At 45.2% G+C, this 24,059-nt stretch carries 23 protein-coding genes; 4 read left to right on the top strand and 19 right to left on the bottom strand.

The window, feature by feature from the left end:
* The first annotated feature begins 8 nt into the window (after positions 1–8).
* Positions 9–2,573 (top strand): cyanophycin synthetase, encoded by a 2,565-nt coding sequence (gene cphA, locus AOC33_RS04600; protein WP_089515378.1) that lies wholly within the window; start codon positions 9–11, stop codon positions 2,571–2,573.
* 15 nt (positions 2,574–2,588) lie between these two features.
* Here the strand turns inward: cphA and AOC33_RS04595 are convergent, their stop codons facing one another.
* From AOC33_RS04595 to AOC33_RS04565, 7 genes are all read right to left on the bottom strand, one after another.
* Positions 2,589–3,422, bottom strand: a complete 834-nt coding sequence (locus tag AOC33_RS04595) for a tRNA threonylcarbamoyladenosine dehydratase (protein ID WP_425439814.1) — start codon at positions 3,420–3,422, stop codon at positions 2,589–2,591.
* Positions 3,423–3,520: 98 nt separating this feature from the next.
* Positions 3,521–5,638, bottom strand: coding sequence for a sodium:solute symporter family protein (locus AOC33_RS04590; protein WP_089515376.1), 2,118 nt, complete (start codon positions 5,636–5,638; stop codon positions 3,521–3,523).
* A 2-nt stretch (positions 5,639–5,640) separates the two neighbouring features.
* Positions 5,641–5,904 carry a DUF4212 domain-containing protein gene (locus tag AOC33_RS04585; RefSeq protein ID WP_089515375.1) on the bottom strand — a complete coding sequence of 88 codons (264 nt, stop codon included), beginning with the start codon at positions 5,902–5,904 and terminating at the stop codon, positions 5,641–5,643.
* A gap of 99 nt (positions 5,905–6,003) precedes the next feature.
* Complete coding sequence (locus tag AOC33_RS04580) at positions 6,004–6,582, bottom strand: tetratricopeptide repeat protein (protein ID WP_245835588.1); 579 nt, start codon at positions 6,580–6,582, stop codon at positions 6,004–6,006.
* Positions 6,579–6,875: a hypothetical protein gene (locus AOC33_RS04575; protein ID WP_089515374.1), complete on the bottom strand. Its 297-nt coding sequence runs from the start codon at positions 6,873–6,875 to the stop codon at positions 6,579–6,581. The genes AOC33_RS04580 and AOC33_RS04575 overlap by 4 nt, the downstream gene beginning before the upstream one ends.
* 164 nt (positions 6,876–7,039) lie before the next feature.
* A complete protein-coding gene (locus tag AOC33_RS04570) occupies positions 7,040–7,678 on the bottom strand; it encodes a 3'-5' exonuclease (RefSeq protein ID WP_089515373.1) in 639 nt (212 codons plus the stop codon).
* 1 nt (position 7,679) lies between these two features.
* The gene (locus AOC33_RS04565) at positions 7,680–9,584 is read right to left on the bottom strand and encodes a DUF294 nucleotidyltransferase-like domain-containing protein (protein WP_089515372.1); all 1,905 of its coding nucleotides are present in this window, start codon (positions 9,582–9,584) and stop codon (positions 7,680–7,682) included.
* Between the two features lie 65 nt (positions 9,585–9,649).
* On the opposite strand from AOC33_RS04565, the gene pdxH reads away from it, so the two are divergent.
* Positions 9,650–10,285 carry a pyridoxamine 5'-phosphate oxidase gene (pdxH, locus tag AOC33_RS04560; protein ID WP_089515371.1) on the top strand — a complete coding sequence of 212 codons (636 nt, stop codon included), beginning with the start codon at positions 9,650–9,652 and terminating at the stop codon, positions 10,283–10,285.
* A 14-nt stretch (positions 10,286–10,299) separates the two neighbouring features.
* Here the strand turns inward: pdxH and msrA are convergent, their stop codons facing one another.
* Positions 10,300–10,839, bottom strand: coding sequence for a peptide-methionine (S)-S-oxide reductase MsrA (gene msrA / locus AOC33_RS04555; protein ID WP_089515370.1), 540 nt, complete (start codon positions 10,837–10,839; stop codon positions 10,300–10,302).
* A 148-nt stretch (positions 10,840–10,987) separates the two neighbouring features.
* Here msrA and AOC33_RS04550 point away from each other — a divergent pair, with 148 nt between their 5' ends.
* The gene (locus AOC33_RS04550; protein WP_089515369.1) at positions 10,988–12,379 is read left to right on the top strand and encodes a coniferyl aldehyde dehydrogenase; all 1,392 of its coding nucleotides are present in this window, start codon (positions 10,988–10,990) and stop codon (positions 12,377–12,379) included.
* A 32-nt stretch (positions 12,380–12,411) separates the two neighbouring features.
* On the opposite strand, the gene AOC33_RS04545 is transcribed toward AOC33_RS04550, so the two are convergent.
* Genes AOC33_RS04545 through hemC form a run of 4 tightly spaced genes read right to left on the bottom strand, consistent with a single transcriptional unit; the run spans position 12,412 to position 16,083 of the window.
* Positions 12,412–13,608, bottom strand: coding sequence for a heme biosynthesis HemY N-terminal domain-containing protein (locus AOC33_RS04545; protein WP_089515368.1), 1,197 nt, complete (start codon positions 13,606–13,608; stop codon positions 12,412–12,414).
* The gene (locus AOC33_RS04540; protein ID WP_089515367.1) at positions 13,608–14,315 is read right to left on the bottom strand and encodes a uroporphyrinogen-III C-methyltransferase; all 708 of its coding nucleotides are present in this window, start codon (positions 14,313–14,315) and stop codon (positions 13,608–13,610) included. Before AOC33_RS04540 ends, AOC33_RS04545 begins: the two co-directional genes overlap by 1 nt.
* A gap of 1 nt (position 14,316) precedes the next feature.
* Positions 14,317–15,117, bottom strand: coding sequence for a uroporphyrinogen-III synthase (locus tag AOC33_RS04535; protein ID WP_089515366.1), 801 nt, complete (start codon positions 15,115–15,117; stop codon positions 14,317–14,319).
* Positions 15,118–15,132: 15 nt separating this feature from the next.
* Positions 15,133–16,083, bottom strand: a complete 951-nt coding sequence (hemC, locus tag AOC33_RS04530) for a hydroxymethylbilane synthase (protein ID WP_089515365.1) — start codon at positions 16,081–16,083, stop codon at positions 15,133–15,135.
* 35 nt (positions 16,084–16,118) lie between these two features.
* On the opposite strand from hemC, the gene argH reads away from it, so the two are divergent.
* Positions 16,119–17,549, top strand: a complete 1,431-nt coding sequence (gene argH, locus AOC33_RS04525; protein WP_089515364.1) for an argininosuccinate lyase — start codon at positions 16,119–16,121, stop codon at positions 17,547–17,549.
* 97 nt (positions 17,550–17,646) lie between these two features.
* Here the strand turns inward: argH and AOC33_RS04520 are convergent, their stop codons facing one another.
* The 7 genes from AOC33_RS04520 to AOC33_RS04490 form a co-directional block, all read right to left on the bottom strand.
* On the bottom strand, positions 17,647–19,896 hold the full coding sequence (locus AOC33_RS04520) for an arginine/lysine/ornithine decarboxylase (protein WP_089515363.1): 2,250 nt from the start codon (positions 19,894–19,896) through the stop codon (positions 17,647–17,649).
* A 244-nt stretch (positions 19,897–20,140) separates the two neighbouring features.
* Positions 20,141–20,710 carry a dCTP deaminase gene (gene dcd, locus AOC33_RS04515; protein ID WP_089515362.1) on the bottom strand — a complete coding sequence of 190 codons (570 nt, stop codon included), beginning with the start codon at positions 20,708–20,710 and terminating at the stop codon, positions 20,141–20,143.
* A gap of 88 nt (positions 20,711–20,798) precedes the next feature.
* The gene (locus AOC33_RS04510; protein ID WP_143744016.1) at positions 20,799–21,173 is read right to left on the bottom strand and encodes a DsrE family protein; all 375 of its coding nucleotides are present in this window, start codon (positions 21,171–21,173) and stop codon (positions 20,799–20,801) included.
* 3 nt (positions 21,174–21,176) lie between these two features.
* Positions 21,177–21,773, bottom strand: coding sequence for a molybdenum cofactor guanylyltransferase MobA (gene mobA, locus AOC33_RS04505; protein WP_089515360.1), 597 nt, complete (start codon positions 21,771–21,773; stop codon positions 21,177–21,179).
* A complete protein-coding gene (locus AOC33_RS04500) occupies positions 21,757–22,590 on the bottom strand; it encodes a formate dehydrogenase accessory sulfurtransferase FdhD (RefSeq protein WP_089515359.1) in 834 nt (277 codons plus the stop codon). The genes mobA and AOC33_RS04500 overlap by 17 nt, the downstream gene beginning before the upstream one ends.
* 69 nt (positions 22,591–22,659) lie before the next feature.
* Positions 22,660–22,971 carry a hypothetical protein gene (locus AOC33_RS04495; RefSeq protein ID WP_089515358.1) on the bottom strand — a complete coding sequence of 104 codons (312 nt, stop codon included), beginning with the start codon at positions 22,969–22,971 and terminating at the stop codon, positions 22,660–22,662.
* A gap of 20 nt (positions 22,972–22,991) precedes the next feature.
* Positions 22,992–24,035, bottom strand: coding sequence for a formate dehydrogenase subunit gamma (locus tag AOC33_RS04490; RefSeq protein ID WP_089515357.1), 1,044 nt, complete (start codon positions 24,033–24,035; stop codon positions 22,992–22,994).
* Between the last annotated feature and the right edge of the window lie 24 nt (positions 24,036–24,059).

The following is a 24,059-nucleotide window of genomic DNA, read 5'->3' as shown; positions in this document are numbered from 1 at the left end:
AGCCAATCATGGAATTAATTCGCATACGCGCTCTCAGAGGTCCTAATTTTTGGGGCAAACACACTTCTCTAGAGGCATTAGTCAAGTGCGAAGAAAATGAAAAAATCATCACCAATATTTCTGGTTTTGAAACTCGCTTGCGTGAACGCTTCCCACAGCTTGGCCCATTGCGCCCACACACACAAAATGAAACCGTCTCTTTGGCTCATGCATTAGAGGTGTGCTCAAGAGATTTACAAGCTCAAGCAGGATGCCCGATCACTTTCAGTAGAACCATGTCAACACCAGATGAAGGTGTGTACATTGTTGTGGTTGAATACACCGAAGAAAAAGTCGGCCGCCTGGCACTTGATTTGGCCATGCAGTTATGTCGTTCAGCTCTAATTGATAACGGCTCACACCTCGATGAGTACCTCAAGCAACTAAGAGATTTGGATGAAGATATTCGTCTGGGGCCAAGTACAGGATCAATCGTTGAAGCTGCCATTGCGCGTGGCATCCCCTATCGTCGTTTAACTGAAGGCAGCATGGTTCAGTTAGGCTGGGGCAGTAAACAACGCCGCATCCAAGCTGCTGAAACAAGCTCTACGAGTGCGATTGCTGAATCAATTGCCCAAGATAAGCAGCTAACCAAAGACTTACTCCATGCTGCTGGCGTGCCAGTACCCATGGGAAAAATCGTGACCACTGCCGAAGAAGCATGGGAAGCTTATTTAGAAATCAAGTCTCCTGTAGCAGTTAAGCCACGTGACGGTAATCAAGGCAAAGGTGTGGCTGTCAATATTGATAACCGCGAACAAATAGAGATTGCCTTTAAAGCAGCTTCAGCCATTTCTTCTGAAGTGATTGTTGAACGTTACATGCCAGGACATGATCATCGTCTTTTAATCATCGGCGGTCAGTTAGTAGCAGCCGCTCGTCGTGAACCACCCTACGTGATTGGTAATAATAAAAATACCGTTCGCGAATTGGTTGAAGAAGTGAACAAAGACCCTTTGAGAGGTGATGGTCACGCCACTTCACTGAGCAAGATCCGAATTGATGAAATCGCCATTGCTACTCTTAAGAATCAGCAACTCACTCCAGACTCGATTCCTCCTAAAGGGTTGCGCGTCACCTTGCGCAACAATGCGAACTTAAGCACTGGTGGTACTGCCACTGATGTGACTGATGACGTGCATCCTGATCTTGCTGTTTCAGCCATTGCGGCAGCACAAATGGTTGGCCTGGATATTTGTGGCGTAGACGTGGTTTGTGACAACGTTTACAGACCACTGGAAGAACAAGGCGGTGGCATTGTTGAAGTCAACGCTGCTCCAGGATTGCGCATGCACTTGCACCCTTCTTACGGCAAAGGTCGACCAGTTGGTGAAGCCATCATTTCAACGATGTTTGGCAAAGAAGATGATGGCCGAATTCCAGTGGTGGCAGTCACTGGCACGAATGGCAAAACAACCACCGTCAAGTTGATGAGTCACCTGTTTGAGCAACAGGGTTTGCGTGTTGGACACACAGGCACTGATGGCGTCTATGTGAATGGCAAAAGAATCGACACAGGGGACTGCAGCGGCCCTAAGAGCGCACGCAACGTCTTGATGCACCCAGACGTTGATGCGGCTGTTTTAGAGACGGCACGGGGCGGCATTTTGCGTGAAGGCCTGGGCTTTGATCGTTGCCAAGTGGCGATTGTGACTAATTTGGGCGAAGGCGATCACCTTGGCATGAATTACATCAACACGACCTCAGAGTTAGCCACTGTTAAACGTGTGATTGTTCAAAATGTGGCCAGCAATGGCATGGCTGTTCTTAATGCAGCAGATCCAATGGTTGCCAAGATGGCCAAGTCATGTCCTGGCCAAGTCACCTTCTTTGCAAGAGATATACAGCACCCAGTGATGGCAAAACATCGCGCACAAGGTCAGCGCGTGGTTTTTGTTGATAACAACAAGATCGTTGCAAGCGAAGGTAAAAAAGAATTCCACATTGATTTGAACCAAGTGCCTGTCACGGTCAATGGCAGCATCAGCTTTCAGGTTGAAAATGTCCTAGCAGCAGTTGGTGCCGCATGGGCCTTGAATATTCCTTGGGAAACGATTGCTGAAGCATTGGCCACCTTTGTGAGTGACTCAGAAACAGTACCTGGTCGCTTTAATATATTCAAGCATCAGAGTGCCACTGTGATTGCTGACTATGGTCATAATCCTGATGCAATCAAGGCCCTATCAGAAACCATCATCAACATGCCTGCCAAGAAACGCATGGTTGTGATCAGTGGAGCCGGTGATCGTCGTGATGAAGACTTGCGACGCCAAACAGAAATCCTTGGTCAATACTTTGACCATGTCATTCTCTATGAGGACCAATGCCAACGTGGCCGCGCAGACGGCGAAGTGATTGGCATCATGAGAGAAGGTCTGATGTCCTCAAAACAAGTGAAGAAAATTCAAGAATTCCATGGCGAGTTTTTAGCCATAGATCAAGCTTTGTCTCAAATTGAAGCAGGCGACGTTTGCCTTATTTTGGTTGATCAGGTTGAAGAGTCTTTGGCTCACATCGCCAAAAACGTTCGCTGACCAAAGCTCTAGGGGTCATGGCTTTTGCAGAAGTTTTAATACTTCAGCAGCCGCAACAAATCCAAAGGTGGCCGTGACAGTCACAGCAGAGCCATAACCTGCGCAAGACAACCCTCCACTGGCCACACCTTGCCTTGGCTCATCCGAGTAAATCGCAGTAACACCTAACTTCTTTTTAGGATCATTGCTAAAGCCATACTCTTTGCGCAATGAGTATCTAATTTTTGACAACACTGGATCCTGGGTTGTTTTAGCTAAATCGGCTGCCTTGATACGACTTGGATCTAGCTTGCCACCAGCACCACCGCAAATGATCAACGGAATTGTTAAAGACTTTTTATTGCTCTGCTTTGTTCTTTCTTGTTCTTTTTGCTCAGACAGCCTGGCTCTACCAAGCTCATCCCTGCCCTCACAATAGGCCGCTAAGACAATCTTCATCTTGACATCATCTGTGGCATCAAGCACTGCAAAATACGGGTTCTCAGCGTTCTTATGCAAATGAGCATCCAAATTGTCTGGCGTTAAAAACTCGTCGATGATATTGAGCTTGATCAGTGGGTTGATCTGCCTGACTCGCTCGGCCATGGCTTCTGATTTTGATTTCCCGAAGTTATCTTCAATCGCATGTAACTGCCGATTCACATTGCTGACAGCAATGTGATCAAAATCCATCAATGTCAGCTCACCAATGCCACTCCTGGCCAGAGCTTCGACTGCCCAAGAGCCTACGCCACCCAATCCAGCAACGAGCACGTGCGCTTTCTCAAAGGTCTGTAAACCACTCTCGCCATATAAACGAGCGACCCCCGCAAAGCGTCTAATTTGATTTGTATCCTGATTTGCATCCATAGCCATGACTATATAAGAAAAAACCCGCCTGGAGAGGCGGGTTTTAATGTGAGCCCCGAAGGGCTTCACCAATGTTTCATCAATTAAGAATCAACTGATTACTTCAAAGTTGGGTAACGTACGTGGTCAATCAAGTCTTGAACTTCTTTATTTGGAGCTGGAGTAATCAAGCTAACCAAGATAACCAAGGCAAAACCAACTGGCACACCGAACACACCTGCTGAAATTGGTGCAATACCGTACCAAAGTTCAATTGGTGATGTCACGCCGAATACACCGCGCATCCATGGCTGAGTTGTAACCATGTAGTAAATGGTTATACCAAGACCACCGATCATACCGGCAACTGCGCCCCACTTAGAAGCACGCTTCCAGAAGATACCCAATACTAAAACTGGGAAGAAAGCAGCAGCAGCGAATGAGAACGCAGCACCAACCAAGAACAAGATGTCAGCTGGTTTCTGAGCAGCTACATAAGCAGCAGCTAGAGCAACCACCAACAACAATGCCTTAGAAATTGCCACACGACGACCTGTTGAAGCATTTGGATCGATCATCTTGTAGTACAAGTCATGAGACAAAGCGTTAGCAATCGTCAACAACAAGCCGTCAGCTGTAGACAACGCAGCAGCCAAACCACCCGCAGCAACCATGCCTGAAATAACGTATGGCAAGCCACCGATTTCTGGAGTTGCTAACACGATGATGTCGCCACCGATTCTCATCTCACCCAATTGGAAGATACCGTCTTTGTTAACGTCAGCTACTGTCAACAAAGTTGGATCAACCGCTGCCCAGCTTGAAATCCATGCTGGTAGCTTATCGAATGGCGTGCCAACGAGAACGTTGAACACTTCATACTTAACAAGCACTGCTAACGCAGGAGCTGTGAAGTACAACAAGAAGATGAAGAACAATGACCATGACACAGATTCACGAGCTTCTTTCACAGATGGTGTTGTGTAGAAACGCATCAAAATGTGTGGCAATGCAGCTGTACCAACCATCAAACAGAAAATCAAAGCCAAGAAATTACGACGTGATGTGTCATAAGCAGTCTTTGCTTTTTCATCGCCATTTGGATCACCAGCGTACTGTGCCGCGTGACGAGGCATGCCAGCCAAAGGCTTAGCTCTTGCTTCGTTTGCAGCCTTACCTTTAGTCCAAGCGTCTTTAGCAGCAGCTGCGTCTTTTGGAACAGCAGCCAATGCTTTCTCAGCAGCAGCTAATTCAGCAGCAGGAGCGTTAGCAGCTTTTAGATCAGCCACTTTCTTCTCAGCAGCAGCTTTATCAGCAGCTAGAGCTGTTGGGATATCTTTAAGTTTTTCACCTAAAGCATCTGCACGCTCTTTGAAAATTGCAATAACTTCTAGCTCTTTTGGATCCTTGATCAACTCTGCTTCACGAGCTGTCACTTTTTCAAGCTGGTAGCCGTAAACGATTTGTGGGATTGGGAAACCAGTTTGTTTCACTGACAACCACACCACAGGAATCAAGTAAGCAATGATCAAGATGATGTACTGAGCCACTTGAGTCCAAGTAACGGCTTTCATACCACCCAAGAATGAGCAAACCAAAATACCGCCCAAGCCCAAGAAAATGCCCATCTCAAATGAAACGCCTGTCAAACGTGTTGTGATCAAACCTACACCGTAGATCTGGGCAACAACGTAAACAAACGAACACAAGATCGCAGCAACTACACCTAGGAAACGCGGCAAGTTACCATCATAACGAGCACCCAAGAAGTCAGGAATTGTGAACTGACCAAACTTACGTAGATATGGTGCAAGGAACAAGGCCACCAAACAGTAACCGCCTGTCCAACCCATGATGAAGGCAAGACCGCTGTAACCTGTCAAGTAAAGAGTACCAGCCATACCGATAAAGGAAGCTGCAGACATCCAGTCAGCACCTGTCGCCATACCGTTATACATAGCAGGAACACGTCGACCAGCCACATAGTACTCAGCAGCATCGTTTGTACGACTCATAAAACCGATACCAGCATAGAGGAATACTGTTGCTGCTAGGAAGGCGTAACCAATGTAGTTACGTGTTAATCCCATTTGCTCGGCGATTCCAAGAATCGCTACAAATAGAATAAATCCACCAACGTACCAGGCATAAACCTTATTAAGTTGTTTTTTAAAAGCAGCGTTCGAACCGCCACCAGTAAACGCGCTACCACCGCTATCAGGAGACATTCCAGCCATGATTATTCCTCCCCTTCTTCAGCACAACCGTGCTCTTTGTCTAAATTGTTCATGTAATGAGCATAGTAGACAATGATTAATACGTAAGCGATCAATGATCCTTGCGCTCCCATCCAGAAGCTGAAAGGCCAGCCAAAGAATGTAAAGCTTAGGTCACGAGCCATGTAAGCGACCACGTAAGTGACAACAAACCAAAGACCCAACAAAATGGCCGTGATTCTTAGGTTTTTTGCCCAATACTGGCGATGCGATTCCGTTAATTGCATAACAGTTTCTCCTCGTTATTACTCTAAAACCAGGTTTCCCCGGAACCTTTTGCGATTCTCCAGAATTTCACTTCTGGCTTGCAACCGAATCGCGATTTGTCAAGAAGCTTTCACTTCAAGCCCAGTTTCCCGCTCTAATTGAGCGGCAAATTTAGGCTCAAACCCTTTGAGATGGCGAATGATCTTCACCGCCTCTTCAGGTTCCTGACGATCCACATGAACCCGCGCTAATTGATACCAAGCGTAAGGGCTCATAGGCTGCAATTGGGTGTTGCGCTTAAGGGCTTTAATTGCCTCTTCAAAGCGCTGCTGTTGAATCAAAGTCAGACCCAAGCCGTACCAGGCCTGATCTAATTTCTCGTTTAATTCAAGAGCACGACGGAAACTGAACTCAGCATCAGCAATCTGCTTTGTTTCTTCCTGAAGGTAACCGAGGTTGTACCAAGCAAATGCAGGAGCATCTGGCTTGGCCACTAATTTTTTATACATATTGATGGAGGCCTGCTTGTCATCCGCTTCTGCATAAAGATGAGCCAAGCTACCCAATGCATAAGCATCGTTCGGATAGTCAGCCAACATATCTTCCAATGTTTCAATCGCCCAAGCCCTGCGACCAAGCACAATGAATGTGATTGCTCGCCACTTGTGCAAATGCCATTTAAGATCAATTTTCATCATCTGCAACCAACCATCCCTATCGATACGCAGTGCTCAATTTTTGCCAGAGTCACTGCGATATACAAAACTGAAACAACACAAAAAGCCACCACCGGAATATGTCGCTCTGCAACCATTTTTGGAGAAATTAACTTGGCAATCGATGTCCAAGGTTTATTCAAGACCACAAACAATTGATAAAACATATTGGTTTCTCTCTTGTTACCAACGATTGCATAAAGAATTGCTTGACCCACTAAAGCCAAACCACCGATATACAAAACCAACTGCAACACATTTAAAAACTGAATCAAATTCTTACCTCTAGGTTTAAACCCCAAACTTGGAGATTTCTTACAACACCCGAACTATGAATTTTTTTGGGTAATTCGAGAATAAGTACTTACCCTATTTATTTATCTATATAAATCATATAGTTATCGAAATATTTCCCCCAAACAAAATAAGGAATATATTCTCAATTTCGAGGTAACCAACGCGACTCTCGGGCCAATTTTTCCAGCAAATCTACCCTTGGTGCTAATGGCTTTAGTCTTGGCCAAATTTGTAAAATTAATTCAGCCGTAGCAAAGGTATCTGCAGCTGCTTGATGACGCACTGCACACTCAATCCCTAAATGTCCCATCCATTGATCCAAGGATCTGGCCTTGACTTCAGGATAAGAAGCTGACACCAGTGGCTCAACGTCAATCCAAACATTTTTAAGCTTATATCCAAGTTGGTATTGATAGGCTCTTTGAATCATGGATTCATCAAAAGCTGCATGAAAAGCCAATAAAGGAGCATCCCCCACCCATTGCTCGAAATTTCGCAATACCTGTTGAGGGTCCTCCCCCATCATCTGCGCCTGAGCACCAATGCCATGCAACAAAATATTGTCTTTATCTGAAGCTAAATCTTGTTTCAGGACAGCCTCAAAACTATCAAAAATATCTATTTTTAAGCTTTGATCCTTGTTCACATGAATGCACACAGCGGCAATCGCCAATAAGCGATCTTGCCTTGGGTCTAAACCGCTGGTTTCAACGTCTAAAACAACCCAGCGATTTTGATTAATGACAGGAGCCTGCCCAAATAAGCGTTTTAACCAAAACATCTTAACGGCCGTAATCTAATTCAATGCGCTGCTGCAAATCTCTGGTAGCTCTCAGAGACTCCTTGAGAATTCTGCGATCAATGTTGTTCAAGCTGCTCAACTCAAGTGCATTGAAATTTCCACCAATCGCATGCGAATCAATTTGCACCGATAAACGCAACATTTGCAAAAACTCAAAAGCAGATACCCAAGCCAAATATTCACGCTCTGGAATGTCAAGGGCAAGACCCACTGCAATCAATCGATCTCTGGTGTTGGTATCTCCAATGCCATGGGCTAAGGAGTAGATGCGTGCAGCATCAACCAAAATAGCAGTGCCATGAAGCTTTAAATCAATGCACTCCTTGTCTTCGAGCTTGATGGTGTCAATGCCGCCATGCCAACTGATGGGCACTCTCATGTTCAATGAGTTTTCAGCCAGCAACTTGATGAATCTCGGAATGGCTTTGGCTTTTTGCATCACGGTGTTTTTCATTGCCACCAGCAAATCAGGATTGCCGGCTACCAAGCGGAAATCAAAATAGATACTTGCATTTAACAGATCTTCAGGTGTGCCGTGCTCAATCCATTGTGAGAATCGCTCCAACCATTCAGTCTCACTCAAGCAAATCTTTGGATTGCTTGCCATCACATTGCCTTTACACAAAGGATAGCCACAAGCATCCAGGGCTTGATTCACATCCAAGGCGAATTTCAAATACTTATCTCTGACTGCATCGCTGGCTTGCCCAGAAAACACCAAAGCATTGTCTTGATCAGTGGCAATGGTTTGCTCAGAGCGTCCCTCGGACCCTAAAGCAATCCAGGCAAACTCTTTCAAATCCAAGCCATGCTTTTTGGCATTGAGCTCAACCAATCTTTCACAAACAACATCATTCAAATAACTGATCAAGGTCGTCAGCTGTCTTGCTTGAACACCTTGGCCAATCAAATTTTTCGCAAACTTTCTGATGTCTTTAGCACATACAATCATGTCCGATAAATCTGAGGCTGATCGTATAGAGGTACTGATATTTTTCAAGGACAGACGTTGGGTAGCAAACAGATCTCGCTCAGAGATGATGTTCACAATCTCCTTACCATCGACAACAGGCACATGACGAATACCGAACTTGGACATCATCAAGGCAGCGTCTTGCGCTGTATGAGTGATGGTCAGAGCTTTAACGCCCATGGTCATGACATCTTTGATCGGCGTATCAAGACTCATTTGAGGGATGGTCACACGTCCCAAAATATCGTAGCGCGTCAAAATACCCAATAAGCCATCCTGTTGATTACTCACCAAAATTGAACCAACGCGACGTTCATGCATTTGAGTCAAAGCATCTTTAATCGAAGTCTCCGGCGAAACAAACAAAGGCTTCTTCCTTGGTAATTGCCCAAGAGGGGTCTCCAAGGATTGTTCGGAAAAAATTTGTGAGGCATACGTTCTTTGAAGAACTTGTCGAGACTGCTCAAGGAATTTCAAGATACGCAGACTCAGATAATCTGCAAACGGACTCGATAAATTAGCTAACTCCTTCATGGTCTCGACTGAAATTCTCAGACAAAAACAATCGCCCGAAGCTGCATAGGTGGCAGTCACAGATCGGCCAGCAACCGCCGCACTGACGGGGAATAATTCACCCGCCTCAATCTCATGCGCTCCACCCGCCTCATTCGCCATACCTCGTCTTGAAATAACGCTGCCCTGACGAATAAAAAATAACTGTTTCACTTCTCCATGAGCAGGCTCAAGAATGACTTCCTCTGGAGCAAAATAATGTTCTTTGGCTGACTTGATGAAAAAATCAACGTGCTCAGGCTTCATCTCAGAAAAGGGGATCACTTGCATCAACTGCTGACGCAAATTCATGACCAAGCTTCTTGATGGGGTCACCTCTTTTGGCACTTCAATCGTCATCAATCGATTCCTTTTTATTCAAAGCTAATCAAGCAGAGCCACTCAAGACTATATATACTTCTGTTATGACAAAGCTAGCTGATCTCAGAAAATCCTACATGAAAGGCAGCCTCTCTGAAGAGGATGTTCAAGCCAACCCCGTTGATCAATTCAAGATTTGGTTTGATCAAGCTCAACATGCAGAATTACCTGAACCCAATGCTATGACAGTAGCATCGGTTGATGAAAATGGCAAACCCAGTGCGCGCGTGGTTTTAATCAAAGAAGTGACTCAAGAAGGCTTTGTTTTTTTCACCAATTATGAGAGTCGCAAAGGCCAAGCTTTATTGGCTAATCCTCACGCAGCCCTTTTGTTCTTTTGGCCAGAGCTAGAAAGACAGATTCGAATTGAAGGCAGCGTTGAAAAGATTTCTGAAAAAGAAAGTGATGAGTACTTTCACTCAAGACCATTGGACTCAAGAATTGGCGCCTGGGCTTCACCACAAAGCAAAGTGATTTCTGGAAGAGGTGAATTGGTTGCCAAAGCGGCAGAGTACGCTCTTAAGTTTGCTCTTAATCCACCTCGCCCACCACACTGGGGAGGCTTTCGGGTCAAGCCTGAGGCTGCAGAGTTTTGGCAAGGCAGACCTTCACGCTTACATGACAGAATTCGTTACACACTTGAGCAAAACGTCTGGAAAATTGATCGTCTTGCTCCGTAATCACTTCAGTTGATTTACATCAAAAGATCTTTGAATTGATCTCTGAATTTAGACACTTTAGGGCTGACCACAAAAGCGCAATAACCCTGATCAGGATGTAAGTTGAAATAATTCTGGTGATACTCTTCCGCCGGATAGTAGTTTGGCAAATCTGAAATTTCAGTGACAATCTTATTGCCAAAAATTCCAGATTCATCTAATTGCTTGACCAATTCCATAGCAGCGGTCTTTTGACTCTCATCATGAGTAAAAATCACTGAGCGATATTGTGAGCCCACATCATTACCCTGGCGATTAAGCGTCGTTGGATCATGAATAGCATAAAAAATCTCCAGCAATTGCTTGAAACTGATCACAGAAGAATCAAATTCCAAACGAACCACTTCTGCATGATCGGTTCTTCCACTGCAGACAGCATCGTAGTTGGCATCAGAAGCCTTACCACCGGCATAACCAGACTCAACACGATGTACCCCCTTCACATGTTGATAAACGGCTTCCAGACACCAAAAACACCCACCACCCAATGTCGCTTGTTGATTCATGATGCTCATCCCCTATATCAATGATGTCATCTTAATCCTCTGAGCATTAATCTGCTTAGAGCAAGGGCATTCAGCTAGCCCGTATTAGTCAAATCCCTGATTCTTTGTTCCAGCAATTCCCCATATACTTCTGCTATTCACTTTTCTCCACTACCAAATGAACGCCCTCCAATTACAACTTGAAGATTTGCAGCAAGCCTTTGCGCATGAACCATCACCCAGCTTTGCTGAACGCAAAGAAAGAATTGAGCGCGTGGTGGCAATGATTGATAAATATGAAGACAACTTGTGCAAAGTGGTTCATGCTGACTTTGGCAATCGCCACTCAGTTGAAACGCGCTTAACTGAATTGGCCATGGTGCGTCAGGCAGCGAAATACGCGATCAAACATCTCAAGTCTTGGATGAAAATGCGCGACATTTCTATGCCAATGCACCTAAAACCATCAAAAGCCTGGATTCAAGCCCAGCCCAAAGGAGTGGTTGGCATCATCAGCCCTTGGAATTACCCGATTCAACTGGCTTTGATTCCTGCCATCTCAGCCATAGCAGCTGGTAACAGAGTTTGGCTAAAGCTTTCAGAGCGCTCCCCTAGGACATCCGGCTATCTCGCCACCATCATCGGAGAATTCTTTCACCCCCTAGAACTTTGCGTCACAACAGGTGGAGAAGATGTTGCTCGTGACTTTTCAGAATTAGCCTTTGATCATTTGTTTTTCACAGGCTCAACTGCCACTGGTAAGCGAGTGATGAGAGCAGCAGCAGACAACCTCACACCGCTGACTCTGGAACTGGGTGGCAAATCACCAGTGGTCATCAATGATGATGCCAACTTAGAAGATGCCGCCACAAGAATCATTTTTGGTAAATTGATCAATGGCGGACAAACCTGTGTTGCTCCCGATTACATTTTGATCAAGCATGAGTTAATTCCAGAACTAAAGGATGCCTTAGTTCAAGCTGCTGGGAGCTTATTCAAAGATCCATCCGAGCTGACTCATTCAATCGATCAAGAACAACTATCGCGTTGGCAACAACTGGTTTCTGATGCCAGAAGTAAAGGCGCCCGAGTCACCCCTCTTCTTCCTGAGTCAGAAAATCATCCTTTCACCCCATTGATACTGACTCAAGTTACACCTCACAGCCTGGTGATGCAAGAAGAAATTTTTGGTCCTATCTTGCCAATCATCGGCGTGTCATCCCAAGAAGACGCGATTGAATTCATCAATTCAAAAGATCGCCCATTGAGCATCTATTGGTTTGGTAAAGATAAAAAAGCATTGAGGCATTTAATCTCAAAAACTCATTCAGGCAGCGTGACTGCCAATGACACACTCATACAAGCTGGAATTGAACAAATACCTTTTGGTGGTATTGGTGCTAGTGGAATGGGTGCTTATCACGGTCAAGCTGGCTTTGATACGTTCAGCCACCTCAAACCAATCCTTCAGGTTCGTGGCTTGCTCGGCATTAAAGCTTGGATGGGTAGCAAATTAGCCCACCCCCCTTACAATAAAACCACTGAACGATTATTGCGCTGGCTTAGATAATTAATCTAGCCAGACTACTCAGCTAGATTGCCTTAGTTAACTGAATATATCTGAGCAGCTAGCTGATAGTGAGTCGCAGCTTCAAGAGGCTCTTCCAAAGCTTCATGCAATTTGGCCATATTCATGTGCGCACTGGCCTTTATCAAAGGTTTTGTTTTTGGATCTTTGATCACGCCTTGCAAACTTGATTTAGCTTTGCCCCATAACTTTTGAGCCAAACAAACTTTGGCCAAGGCCAAAGAAAGAGATGGTTCACTGGGGTATTTCATCATCCAAGCTTCAATCTTCTGAACCAAGCTCAAAGTGGTCGATCCTGATGGCAAGCAATCTGGATAAATGGCAATCAATGACTCATCCCATTGCTCATCCAAAGATTCTTCAATGAACCCACGAGCAATATCTTGCTGACCAACCGCCAACAAACCTTTGGCCATCACCAAAGCAACCCTAGAGACCTTTCGATCAGCCTTTGGCAAATTCTTCCAAATAGCTAAAAGTGCTTGATGGTCGGTTGATTTTTCTTGAACTAGCTTAGCAACAGCCTCTTGCACTGTTTTTTGAGCCAGTACCGGATGAATGGCATCACGCTTACTCAAGCTATGACTTAATTTTAAGACCTCATCCCAACGCTTGAGTTGCTGATTGGCTTTGAGTGCAATGCGCTGAACAAACAACTGTCTCGCGCCACCCTTTTGTAATTGCTCAATGGTGTCAAGCGCACCAGCTGGATCATTTGAATCCATCTGCATATCAGCCGTGGCCACGAGGCGAGCTTGCTGCTTATTGGCCGACTGTATTTTTGATAACCATTGATCTCTCAAATCATAGCGGTTCAATCGGTGCGCTGCCCTGGCTGCTAACAAAGCAGCCGTTTCTGATAATGCTTGATTAACGCTGGCTGCTTCTGCTGCTTTTAAAGCTTTTGAAAAGCGCCCCGCAAAAATATCTTCAACTGCCTCAGACAGCAAAACAATCGCACGAGCCTCACGCTGCTTACGTCGATACAAGGCGGCTTGCTTTGGCAAATCCAACACCGCGGCAAAAGTTCGCCAAGCTAAAAATCCGACAATCAAGACTCCTAAAATCACCACAATGAAAAGATTAAGACTGGTATCCAAGCGATAGGGTGGGAAGTAAATGGTGATATGACCAGCGTTACCACTGGCAAACAAAGCCAGCAAGACTGCTGCTGCAAATAAGAAAGCCAACCACAATGCGCCGCGCATCATCACTGACCCTTGTTCACTGGAATTGATTTAGATACTTCAGCACGAAGCTCGCTGATGTTTTTTTGAATCTGCACGACTGAGCTTGCTTGTGCTTGAAAATGTTTTGCAATCAACTGCTCTGCTTGCATCAAATCATCTCTACTGGCCTGCGGCAATTGAGATAACCAGGCAAGCCTTGCGCTTAAAAAATGCAACCTTAATTGCTGACGAATCAAATCTTGGGCCGCTGGGGTCATCGCCACATCCTTGACATCACCCACGACCTGAATGCGCATCAACTGATCACCCAAACTCTGAATTGCCGCCATTACTTTTTGAATAACCGTTTGGGCACCTGCATGACTTGCAACCGTTGGAGCCCCTGTCACTGGAAGAGCGTTCATAGGCAACTGTGCTACCTGAGTTAATAATTGATTCAGTCGATTGGCAACAGGCGCAAGATTTTTTTGATTTTCCAAAGAGCTTTTTAAGGCCAAATTGATTTCAGCTTCGTGAGTCAATACTTTGCTCAATTGAGTTTCTAATTCGACAACTCTGGCATCAAGTTGAGCTGGGCGATGGTAAAGACGAAAACCCCCTTCGATCACCAACCAAAGAAGGCAAACAGCAATGGCAATCCATAAAGCTCTCCACAAGCCCTTACCTAAAGCTTCTGACTGCACTTGTTTAGCAGTTTTGGTGTTTACTTGATCAAGATCTGTAGCCATTTCAATTCCTAATTTTATTGACGTACCACTGATCAATTTTGACAAGCAATTGATCATCGCCTGGAGCGCACTGATCGATATTTTTAAATCCAAGTTCAGTACATACCTGAGTGATTCGCTCATGCGTACACAACATCATAGCTTCATTTAACCAAGACATTGCCCATGATGAATTTTCTTTTAAAAATTGAGCAAAGTGTCTTGCCGCCTCAGAAGAAGTCATCAGGCAAATAGAATCACTCGGGATAGATTTTTTCAAACCAAGCCATGCTGGAGAATCATCAACCAAGGGAACTCTTTTATAAGTCAACACTGAGTGTATTTCAGCCCCTTGCAATAAAAATTGCTCACCAAGCCAAGCTCTTCCACCCATGCCTTTTAAAAAGAGAATTTTCTTACCCGCCCAAGACGCTTGGGATTGATTCAAAATCTTCCACAACCCCTCTGAATCCCATTCGCTTGGATTACTGGGTGAGTAGATGGTGTAGTCATGCTGAGCAGTGATGCCATGATGACTCAATGTCTCTAAGCTACCGCCCCCCACCACTGCTACTGGAATATTTTTTGGCCACTCCTCCTGTAACAAACGCATTGAACACTCAATGGCATTAGGGCTCACAAAAACTGCCAAATCAGTTGTCAGCAACAGTTCTTTTAAACGCTTGGCATCTACAGGGTTTTCATTGGGCACAATCGATAACAAAGGCAATTGAATTTGTTCGAGCATCGGAAACTTCCGATGTAATAACTCTCCCAATCTTAGAGACTGTCCTAGTGGGCGAGTCAGAACAATGGTGGGCATGAGTTTTAACCTGGATTATCTTGGAGGTAATAAATCTTTAGCGCCCTGAGCAATCAACTCATCAGCGACTTGTAAACCCATCCTGTCTGCATGGTCCATGCTGGCAACCGATAACTTCTTTTCAGATCGGCAAATACTTTGCCCATCCGTGCTGGCCACAAAGGAACGAAGATACAAAGAATCTGAACCTTCCCAAATGGCATAAGCCGCCAAGGGAACATCGCAAGAACCACCAAGCGCTCTAGAAACAGCTCTTTCTGCTGTCACCGCCATCGCTGAAGGAGCATGATTCAAAGGAGCTAGCCAATCCTTCAGATCAGGTCTTCCCGCTCTGATTTCAATACCCAAAGCACCTTGGCCAGCAGCTGGCAAACTGTCTTCGGGAGCCAATAAGCTGCGGATACGTTGAGCCATCCCCAAACGCTTAAGACCAGCAGCTGCCAAAATAATGGCGGCGTACTCGCCTTTGTCTAATTTACCCAAACGAGTGTCCAAATTGCCTCGTAGAGGCTGGATATTCAGATGGGGATAGCGTGAGCGCAATGAAGCCTCACGACGCAAACTAGCAGTTCCTACAACGGCCCCAGCGGGTAAATCCGCCAAAGTTGCATAGTCATTCGAAACAAAAGCATCCCTGGCATCTTCACGCTCCATGATGCAAGACAATTCAAAACCAACCGGTAGCTGCATCGGTACATCCTTGAGGGAATGAACCGCCAAATCTGCCCGCCCTTCCTCCAAAGCCACTTCTAATTCTTTGACAAAAAGCCCTTTACCACCAACCTTGGAGAGGGTTCTGTCCAAAATTTGATCACCCCGGGTGGTCATGCCCAAAATACTGACATCACAGCCTGGATAGAGCTTTTTCAAGCAATCACGAACATATTCAGCCTGCCACATGGCCAAACGGCTCTCTCGGGAGGCAATTACCAGCTTTTTAGGATAAGAAATTTGTGTCATAACCATAAGGATAAGGCCTTTGAGGCAATATACTTATATTTATGGCAGATTTAGATAAAAACAAGAATTCCTTGGACAACAAAGACCAAGCATGGTCGGCTCGCTTTGCAGAGCCTGTGGCGGAACTCGTGCAGCGATACACCGCTTCTGTTGATTTTGATAAACGCATGGCCTTGGTTGATATCCAGGGCTCATTGGCTCACGCCGAAATGTTGACCGCACAGAAGATCATCAGTGCGGAAGATTTCGCCGCGATCCAAAAAGGCATGGCAGAGATACGCTCTGAAATCGAAGCAGGTTCATTTGTTTGGGAACTCGCTCTTGAAGACGTTCATCTGAACATCGAAGCACGCCTGACCAAACTCATTGGTGATGCTGGTAAACGTCTTCACACGGGTCGCTCAAGAAACGATCAAGTGGCAACAGATATTCGCTTATGGTTGCGTGGTGCCATTGATGAGATTCAGGCAGAGCTCACTGCCCTGCGTTCAGGTTTACTTGGTCTAGCTGAGAAGCATGCTGAAACGATCATGCCTGGCTTCACTCATTTACAAGTAGCCCAACCGATCACCTTTGGTCACCATGTGATGGCCTACGCGGAAATGTTTGCGCGTGATGCTGAGCGTTTGGCTGATTGCCGCAAGCGCGTCAATCGTTTACCTCTTGGTGCTGCAGCTCTTGCCGGCACGAGCTATCCGATTGATCGTGAACGTGTTGCTAAGACCTTGGGTTTTGATGGTGTTTGCCAGAACTCCTTAGATGCAGTTTCAGATAGAGACTTTGCGATTGAGTTTTGTGCCACAGCATCATTGGTGATGACGCACATCTCACGTTTATCAGAAGAGCTGATCATTTGGATGAGCCCAAGAGTTGGCTTTGTAGATCTGCCAGATCGTTTTTGCACAGGCAGCTCGATCATGCCGCAAAAGAAAAATCCGGATGTACCAGAATTGGCAAGAGGCAAAACCGGTCGTGTGAACGGCAACCTCATTTCTTTGTTGACGTTGATGAAAGGCCAACCTTTGGCCTACAACAAAGACAATCAAGAAGACAAAGAGCCATTATTCGATTCAGCAGATACATTGCGCGACACTTTGCGTATTTTTGCTGACATGGTGCCTCATATCCAAGTTAAAGCAGATGTGATGAGAGCCGCAGCACTGCAAGGTTTTGCAACTGCCACTGATTTAGCCGATTACTTGGTTAAAAAAGGTTTGGCTTTCCGTGATGCGCATGAAGCTGTTGCGCATGCTGTGAAGGCATGCTCTAACAAAGGCTGCGACTTAGCAGACTTATCTTTGGCCGACTTAAGAGCGGCGTGTGACCTTGGAGATAAAGCTGATCTTATCGGTGAAGATGCGTTCAAAGTATTGACTCTTGAAGGATCCATCAACAGTCGCAATCACGTGGGCGGCACTGCTCCAGAGCAGGTAAAGAAAGCCATTGCAGCTTATCGCAAAAATATGAAGTAAGCAGTAATAGAGTTTCTGCAAACCAAATAAAAATGGCTCACTAAAAAGTGAGCCATTTTTTTGACTAAGAAGAATTAGTTTTTAAATCAATCCAAAATCAATCTTTCACGCAGTCAACGTAATACTCTTTGCGACCATTCAAATCACCTTTGACCAAACCGTGAACATCGGTTTCAAAGCCAGGGAACTGTTCGTTAAAGTCTCGAGTGAAGCGCAAGTAATCAACGATGCGCTTATTGAAACGCTCACCTGGAATCAAAAGCGGAATACCTGGTGGGTAAGGCGTTACCAACATCGCTGTGACACGGCCCTCTAAGTCATCAATGACCACACGCTCAATGTCACGGTGCGCCATTTTTGCCCATGCATCAGATGGCTTCATCGCAGGAATCATGTCTGACAAATACATCTCTGTGGTCATGCGAGCCACATCGTGCTTTTTGTAAACTTGATGGATTTGCTGGCACAGATCTTTCAAACCAATGCGCTCGTAGCGCGGATACTTAGCAACAAACTCTGGAAGAACCCGCCACAAAGGCTGATTCTTATCGAAGTCATCCTTGAATTGTTGCAAGGTTGTGACCATGGTATTCCAACGGCCCTTCGTGATACCGATGGTGAACATGATGAAGAAAGAATAAAGGCCTGTCTTCTCAACAATCACACCGTGCTCAGATAAATACTTGGTCACAATGCTGGCTGGAATACCGGTATCTGCAAAGCTACCATCCATCTCCAAGCCTGGGGTGATGATGGTTGCCTTGATTGGATCGAGCATATTGAAGCCCGCAGCCAACTTGCCAAAATCATGCCAACGCTCATCGGCCTGAAGTACCCAATCATCTCTTTCACCTATGCCCTCTTCGGCAAGGTACTCTGGGCCCCAAACTTTGAACCACCAGTCAGCGCCCCACTCCTCATCCACCTTGCGCATGGCGCGACGGAAGTCCAAAGACTCGGCGATTGATTCATGAACCAAAGCTGTACCACCCGGAGGCTCCATCATCGCCGCTGCTACGTCAAGTGATGCAATGATGGCGTACTGCGGACTAGTGGATGTGTGCATCAAATAGGCTTCATTAAAGCAATCGTTATCCAACTTATTGGACTCTGAGTCTTGTACCAAAATTTGCGATGCCTGCGATAGACCCGCTAACAACTTGTGCGTTGATTGCGTAGAGAAAACCATGCTCTCTTTTGAGCGTGGACGATCTTTACCAATCGCGTGCATGTCTTTGTAGAAGTCATGGAAAGTCGCGTGCGGCAACCATGCCTCATCAAAATGCAAAGTATCGACTTTGCCATCCAACATCTCTTTGATTGTTTCTACGTTATACAAAACACCATCGTAGGTACTTTGTGTAATTGTTAAAACGCGGGGTTTAGCCTTTTTATCCAAAATGAAAGGATTGTTATCAATCTTCTTCTGAATGGTCTTCCAGTCAAATTCTTCTTTAGGAATCGGACCAATGATGCCGTAGTGATTACGCGTTGGCATCAAGAAAACAGGCACAGCACCTGTCATCATGATGGCGTGCAAAATTGATTTATGGCAATTGCGATCCACAATCACGATGTCGCCTGGAGCCACTGTTGAGTGCCAAACGATTTTGTTTGATGTTGAAGTACCGTTGGTCACAAAGAACAAATGGTCTGCATTAAAAATACGCGCAGCATTGCGCTCACTAGCGGCCACAGGGCCCGTGTGATCCAGCAACTGACCTAATTCATCAACAGCATTACAAACGTCTGCACGCAGCATGTTCTCACCAAAGAATTGATGGAACATTTGACCTACTGGACTCTTCAAGAACGCCACGCCACCTGAGTGACCTGGGCAATGCCATGAATAAGAGCCATCAGAAGCATAGTGCGTCAATGCTTTAAAGAATGGTGGCGCTAAGGCGTCCAAATAAACTTTTGATTCACGAATAATCGTGCGTGCTACGAATTCTGGCGTATCTTCATTCATATGAATAAAGCCATGTAATTCGCGCAACACATCATTAGGAATATGTCTTGAAGTTCTCGTTTCACCGTACAAGAAAATTGGGATTTCTTCGTTACGTTTACGGACCTCTGCAACAAAAGCTCTTAAACCTTGAAGTGCCGTATCGATTTCAGCAGGTGATCCAGCGCCGAACTCTTCGTCGTCAATCGATAAAATGAAGCATGAAGCTCTAGCCGCCTGTTGAGCAAAAGAAGTTAGATCTCCGTAACTGGTCAAGCCCAGAACTTCCATGCCTTCTTTTTCAATCGCTTCAGCCAGGGCGCGCGCACCCGAACCTGAAATATTTTCAGTACGGAAATCCTCATCAATGATGACCACAGGAAAACGAAATTTCATAGCAACTCCCTACCTAGCAACCCCTCAAAAACAATGGGGTTTTTTCTTAAAAACGTGACTATATCGATAAAACGAATATTTCGCTGAATTTATTTCAACAAAAATAAGCCCCAGAGGGTTAGTGTAGTCATTCAACCCTTGAATGGACAGAAAAATCAATTAAAAAAGCACCTATTTAGGTGCTTTGAGTACTGCTCATACTAAATAAGCCTCTGCAGGCTTTTAGGCGCTTTATGTGGCTTGTTTAGGTTTTTGGTAAGGTAACGCCGACTTGACCTTGGTATTTGCCACCACGGTCTTTGTAAGACACTTCACAAATCTCATCGCTCTCAAAGAACAAGACCTGAGCACATCCTTCGCCTGCGTAAATCTTTGCTGGCAATGGTGTTGTATTTGAGAACTCCAATGTCACATAACCTTCCCACTCTGGCTCAAAAGGAGTGACGTTCACAATGATGCCGCAACGAGCGTAGGTGCTCTTGCCCAAACAAACAGTTAAGACACTTCTTGGAATCTTGAAATACTCAACCGTGCGCGCCAAGGCGAATGAGTTGGGAGGAATGATGCAAACATCGCCCTTAAAATCAACAAAGGATTTATCGTCAAAATTCTTTGGATCAACGATGGTGCTATTGATATTGGTGAAAATCTTAAATTCGTTTGCACAACGAATGTCATAGCCATAACTTGATGTGCCATAACTCACGATTTTTTGACCCTCAGGAGACTGGCGGACTTGGCCTGGCTCAAATGGGGAAATCATATCGTGCTCTTCGCACATACGGCGGATCCAGCGGTCAGATTTAATAGTCATAAACTCTATTTTGACATATCTGGGTAGGATTGCATGTTTTCAGGTGCCCCGCCCAGTTCTTTATGAGACACCGCCTCTAACGCTTCGCTTAATAGGTAAAAACGGTGGTATTTGAATTAGTAGCAAGGTCAATCATGGTCACCATCCCAATCACCTCAGTCACTCCTTCAACCAAGTCACCAAGCTCTAATTGTCTATCTCTTAAAGCAGTGCTGCAAACCTTGATCTTTACACCTGTTCGAATAGCATCCTCAACAAAAGCAGATAAAGGACGATTGGATGGCGTAACGATTTGCTGATTCTTGGGGTTGGCTTTGATGAATAAGTCGACACTCGCGCCAATCGCATGGATTTCAACGTCGAAGTTGATTGCAGCTGCAGTGGAAGCCATTAAAAATGGTGTTACTGCAAGATTTGGCTGATCAGCGCTGGTGCGCCAAAGCTGCAAAATTAATCGCTTCAATGCTTAACCTTGCAGTGCCCGTAGCTCTTCCACGGTATTCACATTGGCAAAAGCAGCAACATCATCGAATACCACGTAGTTTGTTTTCATACTTTCAAACCACTTATCAATCTTGCGTCCGCCCCCAGATAAAAATGGCAGCAGAGAATCAGTGACAGAAGACTTCATTAAAGCAAATACTGGGTGAGTTCTTAACTCACCATTTTCCATGGTGGCAGCATAGGCCAAATCTAAATCCTGAATGATTAATGCTTCTGATAGTTTCTCAACCAAATCCATCGGGAATCTTGGAGAATCACAAGGCACTGTCACCAAGTATGGATGCTCGCAGTTTTCCAAGCCAGCCTGGAAACCTGCTAGAGGGCCTGCAAAATCACCAATCACATCCGGCAAAACAGAAACTCCAAGTGATTCGTAAGCTGCCAAATTGCGATTAGCATTTATTTTCACAACATCTACTTGAGGCTCTAAACGCATGATGGTGTGCATCGCCATGGGTGCACCCTTGAACGGCTGCAAGCCCTTATCAGTGCCGCCCATACGACGACCTTGACCGCCAGACAGCACCAGACCAGAAATCACATCACGCGGTATGAACATTTACTTCCTTTGTATTTACTCGATTAACGCCACTGTATATTAAATAATGCTGACCACTACAACGCCCGAACAATGTCATGTTGACCTTGTTTGCCATCTCTAAACCCATCGCTGTTACGCCTGAGCGTGACAATAAAAATGGGATGCCCATTTGCGCACCCTTGATCACCATCTCGGAAGTTAATCTGCCAGTTGTGTAAAAAATTAAATCTTCACCAGATTGTTCATCAAGCCACATCAACCCAGCGATTGAATCAACGGCATTATGACGACCCACGTCTTCAATGAAATGCAATAACTCAACGCTTTGCCCATTATTTTTAAACACGGCGCAAGCATGAACAGAGCCTGCTTGCTTGTATATCGATGACCTGGTTCTAATATGGTCAATGATTTCATAAATTGCCGGCTTTGTTATTTCTGCTTTAATTGGTAACTGAATAGAATCAATGTCATCCATGATTCCGCCAAAGATAGTTCCCTGACCGCAACCGGTTGTCACAACTCTGCGACTGGTTTTTTCTTCAATATCAACTGTGTTTCCCTTGGTGGTCACGGCAGCTGACTCTGTGTCCCAATCCACCTGAATACTCTCGATGTAATCAATGGAGGGTACTAAGCGTTGATTGCGCAAGTAACCCAAAATCAACGCCTCTGGCGCTCCCCCAAGTGTCATGAGGGTGACCAATTCTTTTTTATCTAAATAAATAGTGAGCGGTCGCTCACCAGGGACATGAATAAGTTTCTCACGACCCTGCTCATCCACTACTTTGACTTCATGAATCAAGGGCGCGACGGCTTTGGATAATTTAACCACTTTATGCTCTTTAAAATAAAAAATCAGTAACTAAGATAACTTAGTTACTGATTAGGTTTTTAAAGCTAATTACTTTTTAGCCGCTGGTGCAGCAGCTGGAGCTGGAGCCGGAGCTGGTGCTGGTGCAGGAGCTGCTGTAGGAGCAACAAATGGGCCAGGGTTCACACAAGCAGCAGGTGCAGGAGCACCAGCTTTTTTGTACTTGTTAGCCACTTCATTTTGTGACTTGCAAAGTTGATATGCGCCAACTTTGTCACCGTGTGCAGTTCTTGCTTTGGCCAAGTCAGCAGCAGCGGCAGCTTCCGGTGTTGGAGCTGGTAACTTAGCAAAAACGAAACCAGAGCTTAATAATGTGACTAATAGTAGTGAAAGTTTTTTCATAATTGTCTCTTTTCTTGGATCTATGATTTTATTTTTCCAGATTTCATATCGTCATACCAAAGTTCATGGTGCTCTTTGCCCCAAGCTTCGTCAACGTAACCAGTCTTCATGCCTTGCAATGCACCTTCCATGCCGATTGAACCGACATAGATGTGACCCATGGCCATGACAGTCATGATGATTGCGGCAACAGCATGAACAATGTGAGCTAACTGCATAGTGCCACGCCAGTATTCAATACCAGGGATTGGCACAATCATGTCTAACACCCAGCCTGAAGCTGAAACAATTAAACCAAGAACTGTTACACCACCCCAGAACCAAATCTTTTCACCAGCATTGAAGCGGTGAGATGGGATGTGCTTACCTGACAATAATCCGCCAAATGAAGCGATCCAAGTTAAGTCGCCTTTATTCGGAATATTGTCTTTAACGTACAAGACGAAGAATAAAAGGATACTTGCTGTGAACAAAGGACCAGTGAAGTTATGGATATTCTTCATCACCAACAAGAATGCGCCGTAAGCAGCACCACCCATGATTGGTAACAAGAAGAACTTGCCCCATAGAATAAAGATACCTGTAAATGCAAGCGCCAAGAAGCTGAACGCCATTAACCAGTGTGAAAATCTTTCTAGACTTGTAAAGCGCTTTAACAACCTTCCAGTCTTTGGCTCATGCAACTTAATCTGACCTTTGATCACAAACACTGTTGTAATCAAACCAGCCATGAGCACCAATAACCAACCGCCCCATACAGTGATCACACCGTTACGGATAAGGCGCCATTGCTGACCAGACTTCTGAATAAGTACACCCATTTCCTTGTTAGGAAAGTTAACTGTGTGAGCTACATCAGAGTTAGCATTTTTCCAGATTGGTTGATTGCTACCAGGTTTGTTTTCGCCGGCCTCTCGTTGGGCTTGAACATCTTTACTTACTTCCAAAATATTCACAGACTCAACTTGTGGCTTTGCGGCAGGAGCTGCCCCCTGCGCAAATGCCACTGAAGCTGTTACAGAAAGTACAACGCTGGCGAGTAAGTTTCTTATTGTAATTCTCATACTATCTCCTAAATTACTCGAGTA

The organism is Polynucleobacter cosmopolitanus, assembly GCF_002224225.1.
GTDB lineage: Bacteria > Pseudomonadota > Gammaproteobacteria > Burkholderiales > Burkholderiaceae > Polynucleobacter > Polynucleobacter cosmopolitanus.
The sequence above is the reverse complement of the archived record's forward strand: the minus strand, read 5'-3'. Positions and strand labels throughout refer to the sequence as shown.

Coding starts and splice junctions, on each gene's coding strand:
- cphA (WP_089515378.1), top strand. CDS start 9: ATGGAATTAATTCGCATACGCGCTCTCAGAGGTCCTAATTTTTGGGGC.
- AOC33_RS04595 (WP_425439814.1), bottom strand. CDS start 3,422: ATGGATGCAAATCAGGATACAAATCAAATTAGACGCTTTGCGGGGGTC.
- AOC33_RS04590 (WP_089515376.1), bottom strand. CDS start 5,638: ATGGCTGGAATGTCTCCTGATAGCGGTGGTAGCGCGTTTACTGGTGGC.
- AOC33_RS04585 (WP_089515375.1), bottom strand. CDS start 5,904: ATGCAATTAACGGAATCGCATCGCCAGTATTGGGCAAAAAACCTAAGA.
- AOC33_RS04580 (WP_245835588.1), bottom strand. CDS start 6,582: ATGATGAAAATTGATCTTAAATGGCATTTGCACAAGTGGCGAGCAATC.
- AOC33_RS04570 (WP_089515373.1), bottom strand. CDS start 7,678: ATGTTTTGGTTAAAACGCTTATTTGGGCAGGCTCCTGTCATTAATCAA.
- AOC33_RS04565 (WP_089515372.1), bottom strand. CDS start 9,584: ATGACGATTGAAGTGCCAAAAGAGGTGACCCCATCAAGAAGCTTGGTC.
- pdxH (WP_089515371.1), top strand. CDS start 9,650: ATGACAAAGCTAGCTGATCTCAGAAAATCCTACATGAAAGGCAGCCTC.
- msrA (WP_089515370.1), bottom strand. CDS start 10,839: ATGAGCATCATGAATCAACAAGCGACATTGGGTGGTGGGTGTTTTTGG.
- AOC33_RS04550 (WP_089515369.1), top strand. CDS start 10,988: ATGAACGCCCTCCAATTACAACTTGAAGATTTGCAGCAAGCCTTTGCG.
- AOC33_RS04545 (WP_089515368.1), bottom strand. CDS start 13,608: ATGATGCGCGGCGCATTGTGGTTGGCTTTCTTATTTGCAGCAGCAGTC.
- AOC33_RS04540 (WP_089515367.1), bottom strand. CDS start 14,315: ATGGCTACAGATCTTGATCAAGTAAACACCAAAACTGCTAAACAAGTG.
- AOC33_RS04535 (WP_089515366.1), bottom strand. CDS start 15,117: ATGCCCACCATTGTTCTGACTCGCCCACTAGGACAGTCTCTAAGATTG.
- hemC (WP_089515365.1), bottom strand. CDS start 16,083: ATGGTTATGACACAAATTTCTTATCCTAAAAAGCTGGTAATTGCCTCC.
- argH (WP_089515364.1), top strand. CDS start 16,119: ATGGCAGATTTAGATAAAAACAAGAATTCCTTGGACAACAAAGACCAA.
- AOC33_RS04520 (WP_089515363.1), bottom strand. CDS start 19,896: ATGAAATTTCGTTTTCCTGTGGTCATCATTGATGAGGATTTCCGTACT.
- dcd (WP_089515362.1), bottom strand. CDS start 20,710: ATGACTATTAAATCTGACCGCTGGATCCGCCGTATGTGCGAAGAGCAC.
- mobA (WP_089515360.1), bottom strand. CDS start 21,773: ATGTTCATACCGCGTGATGTGATTTCTGGTCTGGTGCTGTCTGGCGGT.
- AOC33_RS04495 (WP_089515358.1), bottom strand. CDS start 22,971: ATGAAAAAACTTTCACTACTATTAGTCACATTATTAAGCTCTGGTTTC.
- AOC33_RS04490 (WP_089515357.1), bottom strand. CDS start 24,035: ATGAGAATTACAATAAGAAACTTACTCGCCAGCGTTGTACTTTCTGTA.